The sequence below is a fragment of the Arthrobacter sp. efr-133-TYG-104 genome (assembly GCF_030208915.1).
GTDB lineage: Bacteria > Actinomycetota > Actinomycetes > Actinomycetales > Micrococcaceae > Arthrobacter.
In genome coordinates, this window is record NZ_JARVTA010000016.1 from 1 (window position 1) to 17,817 (window position 17,817).

The following is a 17,817-nucleotide window of genomic DNA, read 5'->3' on the forward strand; positions in this document are numbered from 1 at the left end:
CACCTGAGAACGATGTCCCGACTCACGTGTGAACTATGTCGTGAAACTACACACCTCATCTGCCACCCAAGAAAAATCCCCGGAACCACTGGTTCCGGGGATTTTTTGTGCTGCGTCGAATTCCGGATTATCGTCGCGTTAGCCTTGGGCTTTTCGGAGCTCGGCGATTTCCTTGCGCAGGGCGGCGATCTCGATGATCAGGTCCGCCAGTTCAGCCCGGACAGGTTCTTCGGCGGCAACCAGCTTTTCTTCCGCCGCCGCTGCAACACCCTCGGCGTTCTCCTCGATCCGCTGAACGAGCCAGGAAGCAATGGCTGCGGTGACGATACCCAGGACGGCGATGCCGCTCATCATGAGGGCGGCAGCGACTATCCGGCCGATGGGCGTTACCGGATAGAGGTCTCCGTAGCCGACGGTAGTGATGGTGGTGATGGCCCACCAGGCGGCATCCCCAAAGTTGAGGATCTTTGCGCCTGGAGCATTTTGCTCCACATCAAGCACCCCTAATGCGCCAATGAGGACCAGCATGGAAGCCGACCCTGCGACGTATGTTGCGACGCGTCCCCTTAGCGACTCGCCGACTGTGCGCTGCAGGACTGAGAGCAGGGTGACCAACCGGAGCAGCCGGAGTGGACGAAAGAAGGGGAGCACCACAATCAGGAGTTCGTGCAGGTTCCGGATGAACCACCGCCAACGGTCCTCGGCAAGCCAGAGGTTGATGAAGTAGTCCAAGGCAAAAATGCCCCATGTAATCCACAGCACAATCTCGAACGGCGTGCCGGCGGGCCCTTCCACCCGGCCGATGACTTGCCACGCATAAGCCGTGAGGAAGATCAGGGCTGTGGCCATCAGGGGCCATTCGACGAGGGCCCGGTATCGCGCTTGGGTCATAGGGGAATTTTAGTCACTGCTCTTTGAAGCGTGACCCCTTGCCCGGTTCAACCCCTTGCCCGGTTCAACCCTGTCACCCGGTCCAACCCTGTCAGCCAGCCCAACCCTGTCAGGCGACGGGAAGCTCCAGCCAATATCCGTCCAAGTGGTGTACCAGCTGGCGCCCCAGCCCACCTTTGAGTTGGATCCAGAGGGTGCTTCGGTCCTCTGTCATGCCGTCGATGGTGCCCTCGATGCGGTTGCCACGCGCGTCGCAGAGCACGATGTCCTGGTGTCGGGCGAGTTCGGGCCACACTTCCGCGTGGCCTCTCTCGGTCTGAAGCGTGCTCAAAGGTCCTCCTTGAATGCCGGCGTATGTCCCAGGATTAATACGAGTTCCAGACATTCTGCACGGAATTTATGAACCGGGGGTAAACGAAGAAAGTTCCGGATCAAGTTACCGACCGGTAACATGACTGCATGCACCTGCTTCTTCGCACCCTCATGTTGTTGTTCACTTCCAGCAAACGGTCCGCGCTGGGCGTGTGGGAACCGTCGTCGTTGGAGTTGAGGGTCCTCCCCACGGACATCGACATCGCCATGCACGTCAATAACGGCATGTATTTCTCCCTCATGGACCTGGGGCGCTTCGATCTCATGGTGCGCAGCGGCATCTGGCGGCGTATGCGCAGGCGCGGCTGGACTCCTGTGGCCGCCGGTGAAACCATCGCGTTCCGGAAGTCCCTGCAGCTATGGCAGAAGTACAGCATCGAAACCCGGATTATCGGGCTGGACACCAAAGCGATCTACTTTGAGCAGCGCATGGTGGTGGAGGGGGAGATTTACGCGCGTGCGCACATTGCCACGCGTTTGGTCAGCAAGGGTAAACCGGTCACCCAAGAAGAGATCATCCAGGAGTTCGGGGCGCCTCCCGCGGATCTGGAACTTCCCGCATGGATTCACGAGTGGCGCGGAAACAACGCCCTCCCCGGGGCGCGTCGCTCCGCGCCTCATGACTGGAGCTAGACGCCCACATCCCGTCGTTTCAGCGCCAGAGCGGCAATAACGATGAGGGCAGCGGAGATCCCCAGCAGTCCGGTCGCGGCTCCCCAATCAGCCCCGTTCGCCACCGGCGAGTTGCCGTATGCCCAGTGATAGGGCGATAGATTGAGGAGCCATCCGACATCGGGGCTCTGCCGCCCCACCGCATTGAAGACATACCCGATAACCGCGACGGCCGCGCCGGCTGCGATGCCATAAACCTTGCGCCCGGTCAGCGCGCCAAAGGACAGCGCCGCCGTACCGCTGAGTAACGCCAAGGAGGCGAACAGCACCGTCGCGCCGAAAAGATGGCCGACGTCGATCTTCAGTTGCGAGGGGCCGTTCAGTCCCAGCACTAAGAGGAAGACTACGGCGGAGAGAACCGCGACGCGGACCAGCAGGGCCAACGCACGTTCCCAGACCACCTGGATCCGGGTCACGCTGTGCGCGAGGGTCAACTCCAACAGCCCCGACTCTTCGTCCCCGCCCACTGCACCTGCGCCCCAGCTGACGGAGGCCATGGACATGAGCAGGAAGCCGATGAGCCCGAAGAGGGTGGCTTGTGTGTAGCCGGGCCCGGTGGCGATCTGGTCATAATTCAGCGCCTTGGTCATTCCTGCGGGCAGGGCATTGATGAGGTCCTGCATCTGGGAGCTGCCGCCAATGGAGGGGAAGATGGGCAGATACAGCATGCAGGCCGCTGTGAGGCCCAGGGCCCAGCCGAGGGTGGAGCGCCAGGAATCGGTCAGCGCTTTGGTAAACAGAGGCAAGTAACTAGGCATGGTGGGCTCCTTCCCGCACGCTGGACGGCCTCGGGGTATTCTCACGGCTCGGAGAGCCCTTTGCGTAGAGGGTCAACACGGCTTCCTCGAGGTCCGGTTCTTCCAGGACCAGTTCGCTGAGATTGAGGTGGGCCAATGCTTGGACGAGTCCTTGAACCTGCCCTGACAGTGTGGCTCTCGCCTCCACCGATTTGCCGGTGTGACCGCTCGGTGGCGATTCCCGCAGCACCACATTGTCCACGCCCGGCACCCGGGCCAGCAGCGTGCCGACGTCGTGCGCATCTGTTCCGGCGGCAGTGAACTTGACCTGCCGCACCGCTGCAGTCCTGAGGGCTTCGACAGTGGAGATGGTGACGATTTCGCCGTCGCGCAGTATCGCTACGGCGTCGGCAGTCAACTGCACTTCACTGAGCACATGCGAGCTGAGGAAGACGGTGGCCCCGCGGTCCATGGCCTCGCCGATCATGGCGTGGAATTGTTGCTGGACCAGCGGATCCAGGCCGCTGGTGGGCTCATCGAGGATCAACAGCTCGGGGCGGTGCATGAATGCCTGCAGGAGGCCAAGCTTCTGTTTGTTGCCCTTGGACAGTTTCCGGGTCTGGCGGTCCAGGTCCAGGCCAAGGCGCTCGGCGAGTTCCTCGACGTACCGGGGATCCACAGGACCGCTGATAGCCGCGAAGTGTTCTACCATGCGGCGCCCCGTGGTCCTGTTCTCCAGGTGCAGTTCACCGGGAAGGTATCCGATTCTGCGGCGCAACGCTATCCCGCCCTGTTGCGGATCCTGCCCGAGGACGGAAATAGTTCCCGCGCTGGGCCGGATGATGTCCAGGAGGCAGCGCATGGTGGTGGTCTTACCCGCGCCGTTGGGGCCGATGACTCCGAACACCGTTCCGGGTTCCACGGCGAAATCCAGCCCGTGCAACACCTCCCGGCGTCCGAACCTCTTGCGTAACCCTTCGACGACGATTGCCTGGGTCACGGGGCATGCTCCCTTCCTTGGGTGGTTGCGTTGTTGTGTTGCAGGGCATCCCGGGCCGCGTCCAGGAAACGCGCATCTGCGTAAAAGCCGTGGGTGTAAATATCCAAGGCCGGGAGGGTCAGTTGTCGCAGCAGGTCCGGGCTGATGCCCCCGGTTTCGCTGGCCTCAGTGCCTGGGCCGGAGTCGGTGCCCAGCGCCCGGGAGAGGTGCCGCCCCAGGACCAGCATCGCGAGGCTGTTGGAGGCAATGATCACCGCTGTAGACCGGACATCTTCGAAGTCCCGAATGGTGCCGGCCTCGATGCCGGCCTCAATGATCCCTTGGGTTTGGTCCACGACGGCGTCGAAGAAAGCGTCTCCGGCGTCGGACTCATCGCCGAGCGAGCGGCGGATATAGGCGATCTCGTCCGCATATTGACCCGGATGGTTCAGGTAGTCCTGGATGAGGTGCCTTGTTGAGGACGGGTCCGCTTTTTCCTTGCCTTGGCTGGCGGTTTGGGCAAGGACGTGCTGGTCGCACGCTTGCCGGAGTCCTTCTTTGCTGCCGAAGTGGTGGATCACCAATCCGGGGCTGACACCTGCGTCAGCGGCCACTGCGCGTACCGTGGCGCGGGAGAAACCATCGCGGCCGAAGAGGGCGATCGCAGCATCCCGGATGCGGGCCCTCGTCGTCAGATCTTCCACCGTTGAACGCATGTTTTATATACTAAACACTTGTTCAATCAGCGGCAAGGGTCAGCGGAAATCGGGTGTGCAGCACTTTTATTCCGCGTGACGCGGGAAGCGAACAACGGGCTCCCGCGTGGGACATCGGCAAGACGGGCGCGTACCGTTGAACCATGGCCACAGTTGACATCACCGGAGAACAGTTCGCATCGACCATCGAGGGCAATGACATTGTCCTGGTGGATTTTTGGGCTGCCTGGTGCGGCCCCTGCCGTCAGTTTGCGCCCACGTACGGCGCGGCGTCGGAGAAGCACGCCGACGTCGTCTTCGCCAAGGTGGATACCGAAGCTGAGCAACAGCTTGCAGCGGAAGCGGGGATCACATCCATTCCCACCCTCATGGCATTCCGTGACAAGGTGCTGGTCTTCTCCCAGCCCGGCGCCCTTAACGGCCAGCAATTGGAGCAAGTCATCGAAGCCGTCAAAGGCTTGGACATGGACGAGGTCCACGCCCACATTGCCAAGAGCCGCGCTGAATCCCAGGAAAGCTAGCGAGTCCCGGTATTGCGGAACCTAGGTACTAGAGACGGACCAGCTGAACCGGTTCGGCCAAGAGGGCGCTGAGCGATTCATTCAGGTCTTGGACGGCGATGCCCTTGGAGTGCTTGTCGAGGAGTTCCTCGGATTCCCAGCGCTCAGTGAGCACCAGCTTCTCTTCAGTGGCCTCGGTCAGTTCGTAGCGGATGCAGCCGGGCTCGTTGACGACCTCGTCGATCGCGATTTCAAGGGCAAGCTTCACGCGGAAGAACTCGCCGTCGTTGGGAATGAACGTGGCCTGCAGGTCAATGGGTGAACTCATGGCATCCACCCTACCTGCGCGACACGGCCGTGATGTCTTGCCGCCTGTTCTGTTGCGGGCCCCGGCTTGGTAGCGTTTCGTCATGTTGTCCTATACCGCCGGAGACACTGACGTCCCGCTGCTCGATGAAACCATTGGCGCCAATTTAGAGCGGATTGCCGCCCAGTTTCCGCTAAGGGACGCGCTGATCGAAGCAGCGGCATCGCCGGGAGGGGACGCCCGCCGCTGGAGTTACCAAAAACTGAACGACGACGTCGATCGCCTCGCCCGAGCGTTACTGGCCCTGGGGGTGGGCAAGGGCGAACGCGTCGGCATTTGGAGTCCCAACTGCGCCGAATGGACCATCCTGCAGTACGCCACTGCCAAGATCGGCGCGATCCTGGTCAACGTCAATCCCGCGTACAGGAGCCACGAACTGGAGTTTGTGGTGAAGCAAAACGGGATGCGGATGTTGGTGACCGCTCCATCGGACAAAAACAACGAGTACGTGGGCATGGCCAGGGAAGTCGCCGGGACCTGCCCGGAGTTGCGCGAGCTGGTCTTCCTCCCCGGCGCACCGGAGCTCGGACTGGTCCAAGGCGTGCCGGAAGCCGGCCACGAACTGACCTACGGCGAGCTCCTGACCCGAGCAGACGGCGTCGGGCTCTCGGCGGTAGGCGAGCGCATGGCGCAACTCGATCCGCACGATCCCATCAACCTGCAATACACCTCCGGCACCACGGGGTTCCCCAAGGGAGCCACCCTGACGCACCACAATATCCTCAACAACGGGCATTCGATCGGGCGGCTGCTGCGCTACACCGAGCACGACCGTGTGGTGATACCTGTGCCGTTCTACCACTGCTTTGGCATGGTGATCGGAAACCTGAACGCACTGAGCTTTGGAGCGGCAACGATTATTCCCAGCCGCGGATTCAGCCCCTCCGCGGCATTGGAAGCGGTGCAGGACTTCGGCGGAACGTCCCTCTACGGCGTGCCCACGATGTTCATCGCCGAGCTCGCCTTGCCGGACTTCGACTCCTATGACCTCTCAACGTTGCGGACCGGCGTCATGGCCGGCTCCTTGTGCCCCATCGAGGTCATGCGCCGGGTGATCGATGAGATGCACATGGTGGATGTGGCCATTTGCTATGGGATGACCGAAACCTCGCCGGTGTCCACCATGACCCGCGACGGCGACACGTTGGAACAACGCACCAGCACCGTGGGCCGGACCATGCCGCATTTGGAGAGCCGTATTGTTGATCCGGGCTCGGGGGAAGGCGTGGAGCGCGGCGTTATCGGGGAACTGTGCACGCGCGGATATGCGGTGATGCAGGGGTATTGGGGTCAGCCGGACAAGACCGCCGAAGCGATTGACGGCGAAGGCTGGATGCACACAGGGGACCTCGCACGGATGGACGAGGACGGGTACGTCGTTATCGAAGGGCGCATCAAGGACATGGTGATCCGTGGCGGTGAAAATATCTACCCGCGCGAAATTGAGGAATTCCTGTATCTGCATCCCTCCGTCCAGGACGTCCAGGTGATCGGCGTCCCGGACGAGAAGTACGGCGAGGAGCTCATGGCCTGCATCATCCTGAAACCCGGCGCACCCAGCATCACTGCCGAGGATGTTGCGGAATACTGCCAGGGCAAGTTGGCCCGCTACAAGATTCCCAAGTACGTGGATGTCCGCGAGAGCTTCCCCATGACGGTCTCAGGCAAGGTGCGGAAAGTGGACATGCGCGAGGAAGCCGTGGCCCGCTTGCACCTGTAGACCTGTAGACCTGTAGACCTGTAGACCTGTAGACCTGTGTCCTAGTGGCCGCGGTGATCCTGGACCGTCATCCTTGGTCCGAACGTGGGCTTGCGGAAACCGCTCAGGTACAGCATCCGCACCAGCCGCTGCCGTTGCCCGCGCCAAGGCTCCAGCAACTGGAGCATGCCGGGGTCATCGGTCTTCCGGCCGGTCAATGCGTAGCCCACATAGGCCGCCAGGTGGTAGTCGCCCACAGAGATCGAGTCAGGGCATCCATGTGTCCGCTGCACCACCTCCGCGGCCGTCCAGATCCCGATGCCGGGAATGGTCTGCAGTTTTTCGCCGGCTTGGGTCGAGTCCAGGGCAGTGAGCCGTTCAAGCGCGACGGCGCTCCGCAGCGCCCGCATGACGGTGGCCGAACGCTGTGGTCCAACTCCGGCTTTGTGCCATTCCCAGGACGGAACGGCCAACCAGTCGCTGGCGGTGGGCGGTACCAGGAGTCCCATGGGCGTCCTTGGGCCCGGAGCGGGTTTTCCGTAGCGGTACATCAAGTACCGGTAAGCCCGCCTCGCCTCGAGGGCGGTGACCTTTTGCTCCAAGATGGTGGGCACAAGTGAGTCAACCATCCGGCCGGTGGAGGGTAACCGCACTGCCAGGTTCCGGCGTCGTGCTTCCCTGACGATTCGGGGGAGGGTGGCGTGGAAGTCCGGAGCGTCAAAGGCCGACCAATCATCTCCCGCGCCCAGCAACCCGGGAACGCCGGCGACGGCGTCAGCCGCACCGGGGCCCCATGCCTGCGCATCGACGAAAGCATCGGCGGCAACGCCAGCGGAGGAGAGCCGGAGCGTCACGGGCCCGGAGGGTGTTGTGAAGGCCATCCAAAAGCCGGCGGAGTCTTTGGCAAAGGAGGGATCCGCAGCTCCGCGCATCAGCGGGAAGAGGGTCTGGTCCAAGCGGAATGGGCTGCCCGGATGCCACCGGACGGCCGCATCTGCTGCCGCAGCAACACGTGACGGGGCCTCTGCGATGGTCATGTTTTCATCGTCCCACGCTTGGCCGACATTCCACCAAGGGGACCTCTTACAGTGATGGCCCTACAGGGCTAGACTCCCGAATGTGGCGCGGGAGGGCCGTGCCTCAACCCTCTAAAACAGGAGTGCGAGTCATGGCCGGAATAGTGCATTTCGAGATTCCCACGGAGAACACGGAGCGGGCAAACACCTTCTACCAGAGTGCTTTCGGCTGGAACCTCAGCCCGATGCAAGGCATGGAGTACACGATCGCGATGACCACGCCTTCTGATGAAAAGACGGGCATGCCCACCCAGCCGGGCGCCATCAACGGTGCGCTGTTCCCACGCACGGATAACCTCAAGACGCCAATCCTCACCATTGACGTGGACGACGTCGATGCTGCCCTTGGCCAGGTGGAAACGTCCGGAGGTTCGGTGGTCCAAGGCAAGGAAACCATTCCCGGCATGGGCTACTACGCCTACTTCAAGGACACCGAGGGCAATATCCTGGGCGTTTGGCAGTCGGACGAAAGCGCGGGCAGCTAGCTCGAGGACTGTGACGTCACCGCCGGGGAGAAAGCCGGGGAGAAAGCCGGGGAGAAAACTGTCAGCGGTCAGGCGGTAGCTTTGTACCTATGAAGTACGCGCAGTCCGTGTTGGACCTCATCGGCAATACGCCCCTCATCAAGCTCAACCACGTCACCGACGGGATCAAAGCAACCGTCTTGGTGAAGCTCGAATACATCAATCCCGGTGGATCCATCAAAGACCGGATCGCCGTGAAGATGATCGAGGATGCGGAGAGGGACGGCCGGCTCCAGCCGGGCGGAACCATCGTTGAGCCGACGTCGGGCAATACAGGAGTAGGGCTGGCGCTCGTCGCCCAGCAAAAGGGCTACAGGTGCATTTTCGTGGTGCCGGACAAGGTGGGCGAGGACAAGCGCGCTGTACTCGCTGCCTATGGCGCCGAAGTTGTGGTGACGCCTACCGCCGTCGCCCCCGACAGCCCGCAGAGCTACTATGGCGTTTCGGACCGCCTGGTCAAGGAGATCCCCGGTGCCTTCAAACCGGACCAGTTCTCCAACCCCGCGGCCCCGGGCAGCCACTATGAGTCAACGGGTCCTGAAATCTGGCGGGACACTGACGGCAAGGTGACGCACGTGGTCATCGGTGCGGGAACCGGCGGCACCATCACCGGCACCGGGCGCTTCCTCAAGGAGGTTTCGGCAGACCGGGCAGCGTCCGACGGCGGCCCCGTCAGGATCATTGGCGCCGACCCGGAAGGTTCTGTCTACTCAGGCGGAACCGGCCGTCCGTATTTCGTGGAAGGCGTAGGCGAGGACATGTGGCCCGCCAACTACGACGCCTCCGTCCCGGATGAGGTCATTGCGGTTTCGGACGCAGACTCGTTCTCCATGACCCGTCGGCTCGCCCGCGAAGAAGGCCTGCTGGTCGGTGGTTCCTCCGGCATGGCCGTGGTTGCCGCGCTTGAGGCAGCCAAGGACTTGGACGAGTCCGCGGTGGTTGTCGTGATCCTGCCGGACTCAGGCCGCGGTTATCTTGCCAAGATCTTCAACGACCAGTGGATGCGTTCCTACGGCTTCCTCTCCGGCGGCGAGGAAGCGTCCGTGGGAGAAGTGCTCAAGTCCAAGACGGGGGAGATGCCGGACCTGGTCCACATCCACCCGAACGAGACAGTGCGGGACGTTATCAACATCATGAACGAATTCGGGGTCTCGCACATCCCGGTCCTCTCACAGGAGCCGCCCGTTGTCATGGGCGAGGTTCTGGGAGCTGTGGACGAGCGCAGCCTCACTTCCAAGCTTTTCCGCGGGGAAGCCAAGCTCACCGACAAGATCGCCGAGCACATGGGTGACCGCTTGCCCGTTATCGGCTCGCTGGAAACCATTTCCGCCGCGCGCGAGCTCTTGTCCGACGTCGATACCCTGATGGTGACGTTCGTCGGAGCGCCCGTGGGGATCCTGACCCGCCACGACCTTCTGGCGTACCTGAGCAACTAGGCGCCCGATCCAACCGTCCAACGAACACAGAGGAGCTTCCATGTCTGCCAACAACAACGCCGGGTTCAACACGCGCGCCGTCCATGCCGGGCAAGCCTTCGAGCCGCGGACCGGTGCCGTGGTGCCGCCGCTGCACTTCAGCTCGACCTACGCGCAGGACGGCATTGGCGGTTTGCGCTCCGGGTACGAATACGGTCGCGGTGGGAACCCGACGCGCGACGCCCTCCAGGAACAGCTCGCCGCCTTGGAAGGCGGAACGGCCGCATTCTCCTTCGGCTCCGGCCTCGCTGCCGAAGACTCGCTGATCCGGGCGCTCGCGCGTCCGGGTGACCACATCGTTCTGGGCAACGACGCTTACGGCGGTACCTACCGCCTCATCAGCCGTGTCCTCGGCGACTGGGGCGTCGGGAACACCCCCGTGGACATGTCCGACCTGGACGCTGTTGCCGCTGCCGTCGCTGCGAACAAGACGCGGATGGTGTGGGTTGAAACCCCGTCCAACCCGATGATGAAGATCACCGATATCGAGGCGCTCGCCGCTGTAGCGCACGACGCCGGTGCCCTCCTGGTGGTGGATAACACCTTCGCCTCGCCCTACTTGCAGACACCGCTGGCCTTGGGTGCCGACGTCGTGGTCCACTCCACCACCAAGTACATTGGCGGCCACTCCGACGTCGTCGGTGGCGCGATCGTGGTCAAGGATGCTGAGCTCGCCGAGAAGATCGGGTTCATCCAGTTTGCCGTGGGCGCTGTGTCCGGTCCGATGGATGCGTTCCTGACCACCCGTGGCCTGAAGACGCTCGGTGTGCGCATGGACCGTCACAGCGAGAACGGCCAGGCTGTGGCCGAGTGGTTGCTCCAACGCCCCGAAGTAGAGGCTGTGCTGTACCCGGGGCTTCCGGGCCACCCCGGCCACGAACTTGCTGCCAAGCAGATGAAGAAATTCGGCGGCATGGTGTCCGTTCAGTTCAAGGGCGGCGAGGCGGCAGCCCGCACCGTCGCTGAATCCACCTCCGTCTTCACACTCGCGGAATCGCTGGGCGGCATCGAATCGCTGATGAACTACCCCTCGGAGATGACTCACGCGTCAGTGAAAGGCACGGAGCTGGCCGTCCCGGTCAACCTCCTGCGTCTGTCTTGCGGCATTGAGGAAGCCGAAGACCTGATCGCCGACCTCGAACAGGCATTCGCCAAGATCAGCTAGCCGTGCCCGAAGTCCGGACCCTGTTCGTCCAGCTCGCCGCTCACCGGTAGGCAGGGCGAACACGGTCCGGATTCTTCCGTCAAAGGTGTCACCGTAAGGTCTAGCTTTCTTTAGGAAAGTCAGCTAGTTTGTGCTCATGCCTTTGCGATCTGACTGGTCTGCCCGCTCCTGCAGCCTTGCCCGCGGCCTCGACGTCCTCGGAGATCCATGGGGGAGTTTGGTCCTCCGGGAAATCTTCTTCGGTAATGGCCGCTTCGATGCCATCAAGGAACGGCTCGAGGTGGCGGACAACGTGCTGAGCAAGCGCTTGGGCTGGCTGCTCGACGCCGGGCTCCTCGCCCAGCGCCCCTACCGGGACGGAGCCCGTACCCGGCAGGAATACGTCCTCACACCCAAGGGACAGGATGCGCTGCCCGTTCTGAACGCCATCATCATCTGGGCCGAGAAACACCTGGACGCCCCCAACGAGGTATCCCATATGAAGGTGATCCACACCGATTGCGGGCGGCCAACAACCTCGGCCGATACCTGTTCCCACTGCGGTACGCACCTGACCGCAGAAAACACGAGCTGGCACAGCTTCAAACGCAGCGACCAGCCCGTTCCCCTCGCCATCGCACCGCCCGAAACCCGCAGGGAAACTGCCCTCGGAACGGAGATCCCCGCATGAGTGCTCCCCTGGAAACAGTCAAACGCCCCCGCCGTCGGCTCCACCCGGCCTGGGCCGTGGCTGTGGTCGCCTTCCTCGCCTTGGTGGGGGCCGCCGGCTTCCGTGCAGCGCCCGGTGTGCTCATGGTCCCGCTGCAGCAGGAATTTGGTTGGTCCACCACGATGCTGTCCCTCGCCGTCAGTATCAACCTGGTCCTCTTTGGGCTGACCGCACCCTTCGCCGCGGCCCTGATGGAACGCTTCGGCATCCGCAGGGTCACCTCCTTGGCCCTCTGCCTGATCGGTCTTGGCTCGGCGCTCACAGTATTCGTCAACCAGTCTTGGCAGATCCTGCTCACTTGGGGCGTGCTGATCGGCCTCGGCACAGGATCCATGGCCTTGGTTTTCGCGGCCACGATCGCCAACACCTGGTTCGCAAAGAGCCGTGGGCTGGTGATCGGGATCCTGACGGCAGGCAGCGCCGCCGGCCAACTGGTTTTCCTGCCCTTCATCGCCGCACTGGCACAGAATCCCGGCTGGCGCGGCGCCTCGCTGCTCATCGCCGCCGGCGCCCTCGCCGTGGTGCCCTTGGTGTTGCGGTGGCTGAGGAACTCACCAGCCGACGTCGGCGTCCTGCCTTACGGTGCGGAAGAACCCGCCGCAACGATCGTGGCGGAAGGGGAATCGGCGGAGCCGGCAACCCTCCAAGACCCGGCTCAACAAGATTCGCCCGACGTGGCTGTCCGCGCCCTTCAGGTCTTGAAGAGGGCCAGCAAAGTCAGGACCTTCTGGGGGCTGGTTGCGGGCTTTGCCATTTGTGGGGCCACCACCAACGGACTCATAGGCACGCACTTCATTCCATCGGCCCATGATCACGGAATGCCCGAAACCACCGCGGCGGGCTTGCTCGCCGTCGTCGGAGTGTTCGACATTGTGGGAACCATCGCATCGGGTTGGCTGACCGATCGCTTCAACCCGAAAATCCTGTTGGCCGTCTACTACCAGTTCCGAGGCATTGGCCTGCTGGTGCTGCCCCTGCTGCTCAGTTCATCGGTGCAGCCAAGCATGATCATCTTCGTGGTGGTCTATGGACTGGACTGGGTGGCTACGGTGCCGCCCACCGCGGCGATCTGCCGATCCGTGTTCGGTGCTGATGGATCGGTGGTGTTTGGCTGGGTCTTTGCAGCCCACCAGCTCGGCGCGGCCGTGGCAGCACTGGCCGCAGGCTACGTCCGCGATGCCACCGGCCAGTACAACTACGCATGGGTGGGCGCGGCGGCCATGTGTACCGTGGCAGCAGTCATCAGTGCCACCATCCGGAAGGACGCTGTGAAAAGGACCCCTGTTCCCGTCGCTTGACTGCCGTTGTGAGGCCCGCTCTGCGCACAAAACCCGCGCGTTTCCCTGCAGAGCGGGCCTCACAACGTTAGCGGAACGCGTTGATGCCGGTGAGGTGCTGGCCGAGGATCAAAGTGTGGACCTCGTCCGTGCCTTCGTACGTCCGCACCGATTCGAGGTTGTTTGCATGCCGCAGGGGCGAGTAGTCCAAGGTAACCCCATTGCCCCCGAGGATGGTCCGGGCCTCCCTCGCGATCTTGATGGCTTCGCGCACGTTGTTCAGCTTGCCCAGCGAGATCTGTTGCGGTTCGAGGCGCCCGGAATCCTTGAGCCGTCCCAAGTGGAGGGCCACCATGGTGCCCTTCTGGATCTCCAAGAGCATGTTCACCAGCTTCTCCTGCGTTAGCTGGTACCCGGCCAGTGGCCGGCCGAATTGGAGCCTGGACCCGGCGTACTCGAGTGCTGCCTCGTAGGAGTCGCGCGCTGCACCCATGGCTCCCCACGCGATACCGTAACGCGCCTCGTTAAGGCAGGAAAATGGCGCCCGAAGTCCCGCCGCAGCGGGGAGGATTGCTTCCGGACCCAGCTGCACGGCGTCGAACGTCACATCGCACTGGATGGAAGCGCGCATGGAAAGCTTCGGCTCGATGGGGGTGGCCGCGACGCCGGGGGTCCCGGCCGGAACGAGGAAGCCTCGGATGCCCGGATTCTCCCCAGTGGTCCTGGCCCAGACCACCATGACGTCGGCTATCGACGCCAAACCGATCCAGCGCTTGGCCCCATCCAACACCCAGCCGCCGTCGTCGGTTTCACGGGCGCACGTGACCATCGACGACGGATCGGAACCCGCCGTCGGCTCCGTCAACGCAAAGCAGCCGATCAACTCCCCGGCAGCCATCCGTGGGAGGTACTGCTGCTTTTGGGCCTCTGAGCCCCACTTGTGGATGGCTGTCATGGCAAGCGAGCCCTGCACCGAAACAAACGTGCGAATCCCCGAATCGCCGGCCTCCAGTTCCATGGCTGCGAGACCATATTCGACGGCGGTGCGCCCAGGACAGCCGTAGCCCTCCAAGTGCATGCCAAGGACTCCAAGCTCACCCAACTCCGGGGCGATCTCCCGAGGGAAGACCGCGTCCTCGTACCAGCGTGCGATGTTCGGCCGGATCCGCTGGGCGGTGTAGTCCCGGATCTTGTCCCGGAGGGCCAGCTCGTCCGGTGTCAGCAAGGAATCGAGGGCAAGGACGTCGGAGGTGTTCGTCATTGAATCGCTCATTCCAGCATCCTAGGCGTTGGCCCTGCACTCTTCCGCGGCCGCAATGAAGGCGGGAGCAGGAGGAAAGCGGGAGAACGGTTAGCTGAAGCGCACCGCTTCCCACTCAAGGATTCGTGGAACGGCCAGTCCCTCGGTGACGAACGGATCGCCGGCCAGGAACTTTTCCGCATCCTCCCGGGAACAGAAAATCCCCATGGAGCTCCCGGCAGGGTCGGCAGTAAGGAACGGCCCGAGGGCCAGGAGTCCGCCTCCGTCTGCCCGGAAAGCTTCAAAGAAGGCCTTGTGGCGCGGGTAGGTTTCCATGACGCGGGAGCGCTCAGCGCCTTCGGCGAGGGTGTACATGACAACGATTTCCATAGGACGAATCGTAGTCCGAGAGTTCACTTGCGGTGCCGCGAGCCCAAGATGGCGAACCAAGGAACAAGCGAACCAAGGAACAAGCGAGCCAAGGAACAATGATGAACCATGTAAGGATGTAGCCATGGCGGGACCCCAGGTAAACAGCGACGACCTCGACGGCGGATTGTTGCCTCCGCCGGTTCGGGGCATGGGGCGTGCCCGCGTCATTGGAGGCCTCTGCCTGGCGGTGTCCCTGCCGCCCGCCGTCGAGCTGGTGGTTGCGGTGATGTCCTTCCGCAACTTCGCCATGATCATGCTGCTGCAATTGGCGGTTGCGGTGACGGTCGCTGCCATAGGCGGCCTGTGGCCCGCGGTGGTTGCGGCAGTGTTGGGCAGCTTTCTCCTTAATTACTACTCAGCGGACCCCGTGGGTTCGCTCTCCGTTGCGGACCCGACGACGCTTTTCACGTTGGTGGTGTTCCTCGCTTTGGCCTGTGGTGTGGCGCTCGCCGTAGGGTTGGCCGGCCGCCGGGCCCAGGACGCGGCACGATCCGGGGCGGAAGCCAAAGCCCTGAGCGCGCTGGCCCTGCGTATCCTGAGCTCGGATGGAACCCTGGAATCGTTCCTTGAGAAGATTAGCGGCACGTTGGGGATGGAAGCAGTGACGTTGCTCGGAGCGTCAGCGCAGGCATCGGAGAGCGGGTCGGGGCCGCCGGCTTGGCAAGTCCTGGCAAGTGCCGGCCCCAATCCGCCGGTGACCCACGCGGCCGCCGATCATACCGCCGTCGTCGATCCCCATTACACCTTGCTGTTGCGCGGCGGACCCCTCTCACCGCAAGGGCAGCGGCTGCTGGCGGCGTTCGGGGCGTTCGTGGTGGCGGTGCGGGAACGGCAGCAGCTGATCAAGAGCCGGCGGGACAATCTCCGGTTGTCCGAGGGCAACAAGATGCGTACCTCGATCCTGCGTGCCGTCTCGCATGATCTGAGAACTCCACTGGCCGGGATCAAGCTGGCTGTCAGTAGCCTGCGGCAGGAAGACGTGACCTTTCCACCCGATGTTGAGCAGGAGCTACTGGAAACGATCGAGGACTATGCGGATCGCTTGGACCATTTGGTGAACAACCTCCTGGACATGTCCAGGATCACTGCCGATGCCGTTAGTCCGTTGCTGGATGGCATCACGTGGGCTGAGATCCTTCCGGAGGCACTTCGGGGCGTTCCGGCTGGAAGGCTGCGCAACGAATTGCCCCCGAACCTTCCCCCTGTGCAGGCGGACGCGGGCATGCTGGAGCGGGTGATAGCCAACATTGCGGAAAATGCCGTGAAGTACGCGCCCGACTCCGATGTTGTCCTCAACGCCCGGACGGGGGCAGGAATAACGCTCGGTGACCTGCCAGCGAGCGAGCTGCGCGTGACGGACCACGGCAGGGGAGTGGCGCACCATGAGGTGCTCACGATGTTCCAGCCGTTCCAGCGGCTCGATGATTCCTCGGCCAGCGTGCTGTCCGGCGGCGGGGTTGGATTGGGGCTTGCGGTGGCGAAGGGATTCACAGAGGCGATGGGCGGTACCCTCGGTGCGGAGCCGACGCCGGGCGGTGGACTGACCATGGTGGTCACCCTGCCGCTGTGGACCGGTCACGGAGGTGAGCTTCCATGACGTTGGTGCTGATCGTCGAAGACGAGGCACGGATTGCCCGGGCTATGCAAGTTACCCTCCAGGCCCATGGGTATCGAGCGTTGACGGTGGGGACAGGTTTTGACGCCTTGAACCTGGCGTCCACGCAGCCGGTGAAGATCGTTGTCCTGGATCTTGGGCTGCCGGACATGGATGGCGTGGACGTCATTCGCCGCCTGCGTGCTTGGAGCAGCATGCCCATTATCGTGTTGTCGGCCCGGCACGCATCCGAGGACAAGGTTGAAGCGCTCGACGCCGGTGCGGACGACTACGTGACCAAGCCGTTCGGTTTGGATGAGCTGCTTGCCCGGCTCCGGGTCGCCTCCCGTCGCCTGGTCACCGAGCATGAAGAACCAACATTGGCAACGGCTGATTTCAGCGTGGATCTTGCCGGCAAGAAAATCCTCAAGGACGGTTCGGAAGTCCGGTTGACTCCTACCGAGTGGAACATCTTGGAGCTGCTGGTCCGCAACAAAGGAAAGCTGGTAAGCCAGCAACAGATCCTGACCCAAGTGTGGGGGCAAGCCTATGCCAAGGAAACCCAATACCTGCGGGTCTATATCGCACAGCTGCGCCGCAAATTGGAGCGCGATCCTGCGGCACCGCGACACCTGCACACGGAGGCAGGGATGGGCTACAGATTTGATCCTTAGACTGGTCACATGAGCGCTGCATCACTTCTTGCCGTTTGCCGGGTCCACCAGTTGCTTCCCGACCCCGAAGGGAGTGTCGGTGTCACTGCCATCGACAAGCGTCCCATCGAAGGGCCGGTGAAGGTCCACAAACTGGGGGTCCACGGGGATGTGCAAGCCAGCCGGATCCACCACGGCGGGGAAGACCAGGCGTTGTACGCCTATTCACAGGCTGATGCGGATTATTGGTCCGCTGAACTCGGGAGGGAACTCCTGCCCGGCGCCTTCGGCGAAAACCTCAGGGTGGCCGGAATCGACGCCTCGGGCGCCGTCATCGGCGAGCGCTGGAAGATTGGTTTGGATGTAGAGGTGGAAGTCACCTCGCCCAGAACGCCGTGCGCCACGTTCCAAAGGGTGTTTGGGGAGCCCCAGTGGGTCAAGCGCTTCTCGGAGGCGGGCAGGGTAGGGACATACCTGCGCGTCATCAGGACGGGCACCATTTCGGCAGGGGACCACATTCACCGCACGTTCGTCCCGCGCCACGGCATTACGGTGGGCCAGTGGTTTACCGAGCCAACCGTTGAATTGGCCCAAGCCTTGTTGGATGCCGAGGCGGATGGGGAAATCCGGCTCCAAGAGGACTATCACCCGGAGATCGCGAAAGTCATGCGGCGCAGCGGCCTTTAGTCCCTGCCGTGCGAATACCGCTGTGGGGAATGTCACCGGGCGTTTCCGGTGG

At 62.9% G+C, this 17,817-nt stretch carries 20 protein-coding genes; 11 read left to right on the forward strand and 9 right to left on the reverse strand.

Annotation, left to right across the window (positions count from 1 at the left end):
• Window positions 1-138 precede the first annotated feature (138 nt).
• Both QRN04_RS12140 and QRN04_RS12145 read right to left on the reverse strand, forming a co-directional pair.
• Entirely contained in the window at window positions 139-891 is a 753-nt protein-coding gene (locus tag QRN04_RS12140) for a potassium channel family protein (protein WP_284976294.1), read from the reverse strand.
• A 109-nt stretch (window positions 892-1,000) separates the two neighbouring features.
• The gene (locus QRN04_RS12145) at window positions 1,001-1,222 is read right to left on the reverse strand and encodes a hypothetical protein (protein ID WP_284976295.1); all 222 of its coding nucleotides are present in this window, start codon (window positions 1,220-1,222) and stop codon (window positions 1,001-1,003) included.
• 128 nt (window positions 1,223-1,350) lie between these two features.
• Between QRN04_RS12145 and QRN04_RS12150 the strand changes: the two genes are divergently transcribed.
• On the forward strand, window positions 1,351-1,896 hold the full coding sequence (locus QRN04_RS12150) for an acyl-CoA thioesterase (RefSeq protein WP_284976296.1): 546 nt from the start codon (window positions 1,351-1,353) through the stop codon (window positions 1,894-1,896).
• Here the strand turns inward: QRN04_RS12150 and QRN04_RS12155 are convergent.
• Genes QRN04_RS12155 through QRN04_RS12165 form a run of 3 tightly spaced genes read right to left on the reverse strand, consistent with a single transcriptional unit; the run spans window position 1,893 to window position 4,367 of the window.
• Window positions 1,893-2,693 carry an ABC transporter permease subunit gene (locus QRN04_RS12155; RefSeq protein WP_284976297.1) on the reverse strand — a complete coding sequence of 267 codons (801 nt, stop codon included), beginning with the start codon at window positions 2,691-2,693 and terminating at the stop codon, window positions 1,893-1,895. The two genes, QRN04_RS12150 and QRN04_RS12155, sit on opposite strands and share 4 nt — an antisense overlap.
• Window positions 2,686-3,672, reverse strand: a complete 987-nt coding sequence (locus tag QRN04_RS12160; RefSeq protein ID WP_284976298.1) for an ABC transporter ATP-binding protein — start codon at window positions 3,670-3,672, stop codon at window positions 2,686-2,688. The genes QRN04_RS12155 and QRN04_RS12160 overlap by 8 nt, the downstream gene beginning before the upstream one ends.
• On the reverse strand, window positions 3,669-4,367 hold the full coding sequence (locus tag QRN04_RS12165; protein WP_284976299.1) for a TetR/AcrR family transcriptional regulator: 699 nt from the start codon (window positions 4,365-4,367) through the stop codon (window positions 3,669-3,671). The genes QRN04_RS12160 and QRN04_RS12165 overlap by 4 nt, the downstream gene beginning before the upstream one ends.
• Before the next feature lie 143 nt (window positions 4,368-4,510).
• Between QRN04_RS12165 and QRN04_RS12170 the strand changes: the two genes are divergently transcribed.
• Complete coding sequence (locus QRN04_RS12170; RefSeq protein WP_284976300.1) at window positions 4,511-4,888, forward strand: thioredoxin family protein; 378 nt, start codon at window positions 4,511-4,513, stop codon at window positions 4,886-4,888.
• Window positions 4,889-4,916: 28 nt separating this feature from the next.
• On the opposite strand, the gene QRN04_RS12175 is transcribed toward QRN04_RS12170, so the two are convergent.
• Window positions 4,917-5,195: a putative quinol monooxygenase gene (locus tag QRN04_RS12175; protein WP_284976301.1), complete on the reverse strand. Its 279-nt coding sequence runs from the start codon at window positions 5,193-5,195 to the stop codon at window positions 4,917-4,919.
• Between the two features lie 82 nt (window positions 5,196-5,277).
• Between QRN04_RS12175 and QRN04_RS12180 the strand changes: the two genes are divergently transcribed.
• Window positions 5,278-6,954 (forward strand): AMP-binding protein, encoded by a 1,677-nt coding sequence (locus tag QRN04_RS12180; RefSeq protein ID WP_284976302.1) that lies wholly within the window; start codon window positions 5,278-5,280, stop codon window positions 6,952-6,954.
• A 41-nt stretch (window positions 6,955-6,995) separates the two neighbouring features.
• Here QRN04_RS12180 and QRN04_RS12185 read toward each other — a convergent pair whose 3' ends face one another.
• Window positions 6,996-7,970: a DNA-3-methyladenine glycosylase family protein gene (locus QRN04_RS12185; RefSeq protein WP_284976303.1), complete on the reverse strand. Its 975-nt coding sequence runs from the start codon at window positions 7,968-7,970 to the stop codon at window positions 6,996-6,998.
• A gap of 131 nt (window positions 7,971-8,101) precedes the next feature.
• On the opposite strand from QRN04_RS12185, the gene QRN04_RS12190 reads away from it, so the two are divergent.
• From QRN04_RS12190 to QRN04_RS12210, 5 genes are all read left to right on the forward strand, one after another.
• Complete coding sequence (locus QRN04_RS12190; RefSeq protein ID WP_284976304.1) at window positions 8,102-8,494, forward strand: VOC family protein; 393 nt, start codon at window positions 8,102-8,104, stop codon at window positions 8,492-8,494.
• Between the two features lie 89 nt (window positions 8,495-8,583).
• Window positions 8,584-9,969 (forward strand): cystathionine beta-synthase, encoded by a 1,386-nt coding sequence (locus tag QRN04_RS12195; RefSeq protein WP_284976305.1) that lies wholly within the window; start codon window positions 8,584-8,586, stop codon window positions 9,967-9,969.
• A gap of 40 nt (window positions 9,970-10,009) precedes the next feature.
• The gene (locus QRN04_RS12200) at window positions 10,010-11,173 is read left to right on the forward strand and encodes a cystathionine gamma-synthase (protein WP_284976306.1); all 1,164 of its coding nucleotides are present in this window, start codon (window positions 10,010-10,012) and stop codon (window positions 11,171-11,173) included.
• 136 nt (window positions 11,174-11,309) lie between these two features.
• A complete protein-coding gene (locus tag QRN04_RS12205) occupies window positions 11,310-11,843 on the forward strand; it encodes a winged helix-turn-helix transcriptional regulator (protein WP_284976307.1) in 534 nt (177 codons plus the stop codon).
• Entirely contained in the window at window positions 11,840-13,180 is a 1,341-nt protein-coding gene (locus QRN04_RS12210) for an MFS transporter (protein ID WP_284976308.1), read from the forward strand. Before QRN04_RS12205 ends, QRN04_RS12210 begins: the two co-directional genes overlap by 4 nt.
• 67 nt (window positions 13,181-13,247) lie before the next feature.
• On the opposite strand, the gene QRN04_RS12215 is transcribed toward QRN04_RS12210, so the two are convergent.
• A complete protein-coding gene (locus QRN04_RS12215; RefSeq protein ID WP_284976309.1) occupies window positions 13,248-14,432 on the reverse strand; it encodes an acyl-CoA dehydrogenase family protein in 1,185 nt (394 codons plus the stop codon).
• A 78-nt stretch (window positions 14,433-14,510) separates the two neighbouring features.
• Window positions 14,511-14,789: a YciI family protein gene (locus tag QRN04_RS12220; RefSeq protein WP_284976310.1), complete on the reverse strand. Its 279-nt coding sequence runs from the start codon at window positions 14,787-14,789 to the stop codon at window positions 14,511-14,513.
• Window positions 14,790-14,913: 124 nt separating this feature from the next.
• Between QRN04_RS12220 and QRN04_RS12225 the strand changes: the two genes are divergently transcribed.
• Genes QRN04_RS12225 through QRN04_RS12235 form a run of 3 tightly spaced genes read left to right on the forward strand, consistent with a single transcriptional unit; the run spans window position 14,914 to window position 17,765 of the window.
• Entirely contained in the window at window positions 14,914-16,428 is a 1,515-nt protein-coding gene (locus QRN04_RS12225) for a sensor histidine kinase (protein WP_284976311.1), read from the forward strand.
• A complete protein-coding gene (locus QRN04_RS12230) occupies window positions 16,425-17,099 on the forward strand; it encodes a response regulator (RefSeq protein ID WP_284976312.1) in 675 nt (224 codons plus the stop codon). The genes QRN04_RS12225 and QRN04_RS12230 overlap by 4 nt, the downstream gene beginning before the upstream one ends.
• 9 nt (window positions 17,100-17,108) lie before the next feature.
• On the forward strand, window positions 17,109-17,765 hold the full coding sequence (locus QRN04_RS12235; protein WP_284976313.1) for an MOSC domain-containing protein: 657 nt from the start codon (window positions 17,109-17,111) through the stop codon (window positions 17,763-17,765).
• Window positions 17,766-17,817 lie beyond the last annotated feature (52 nt).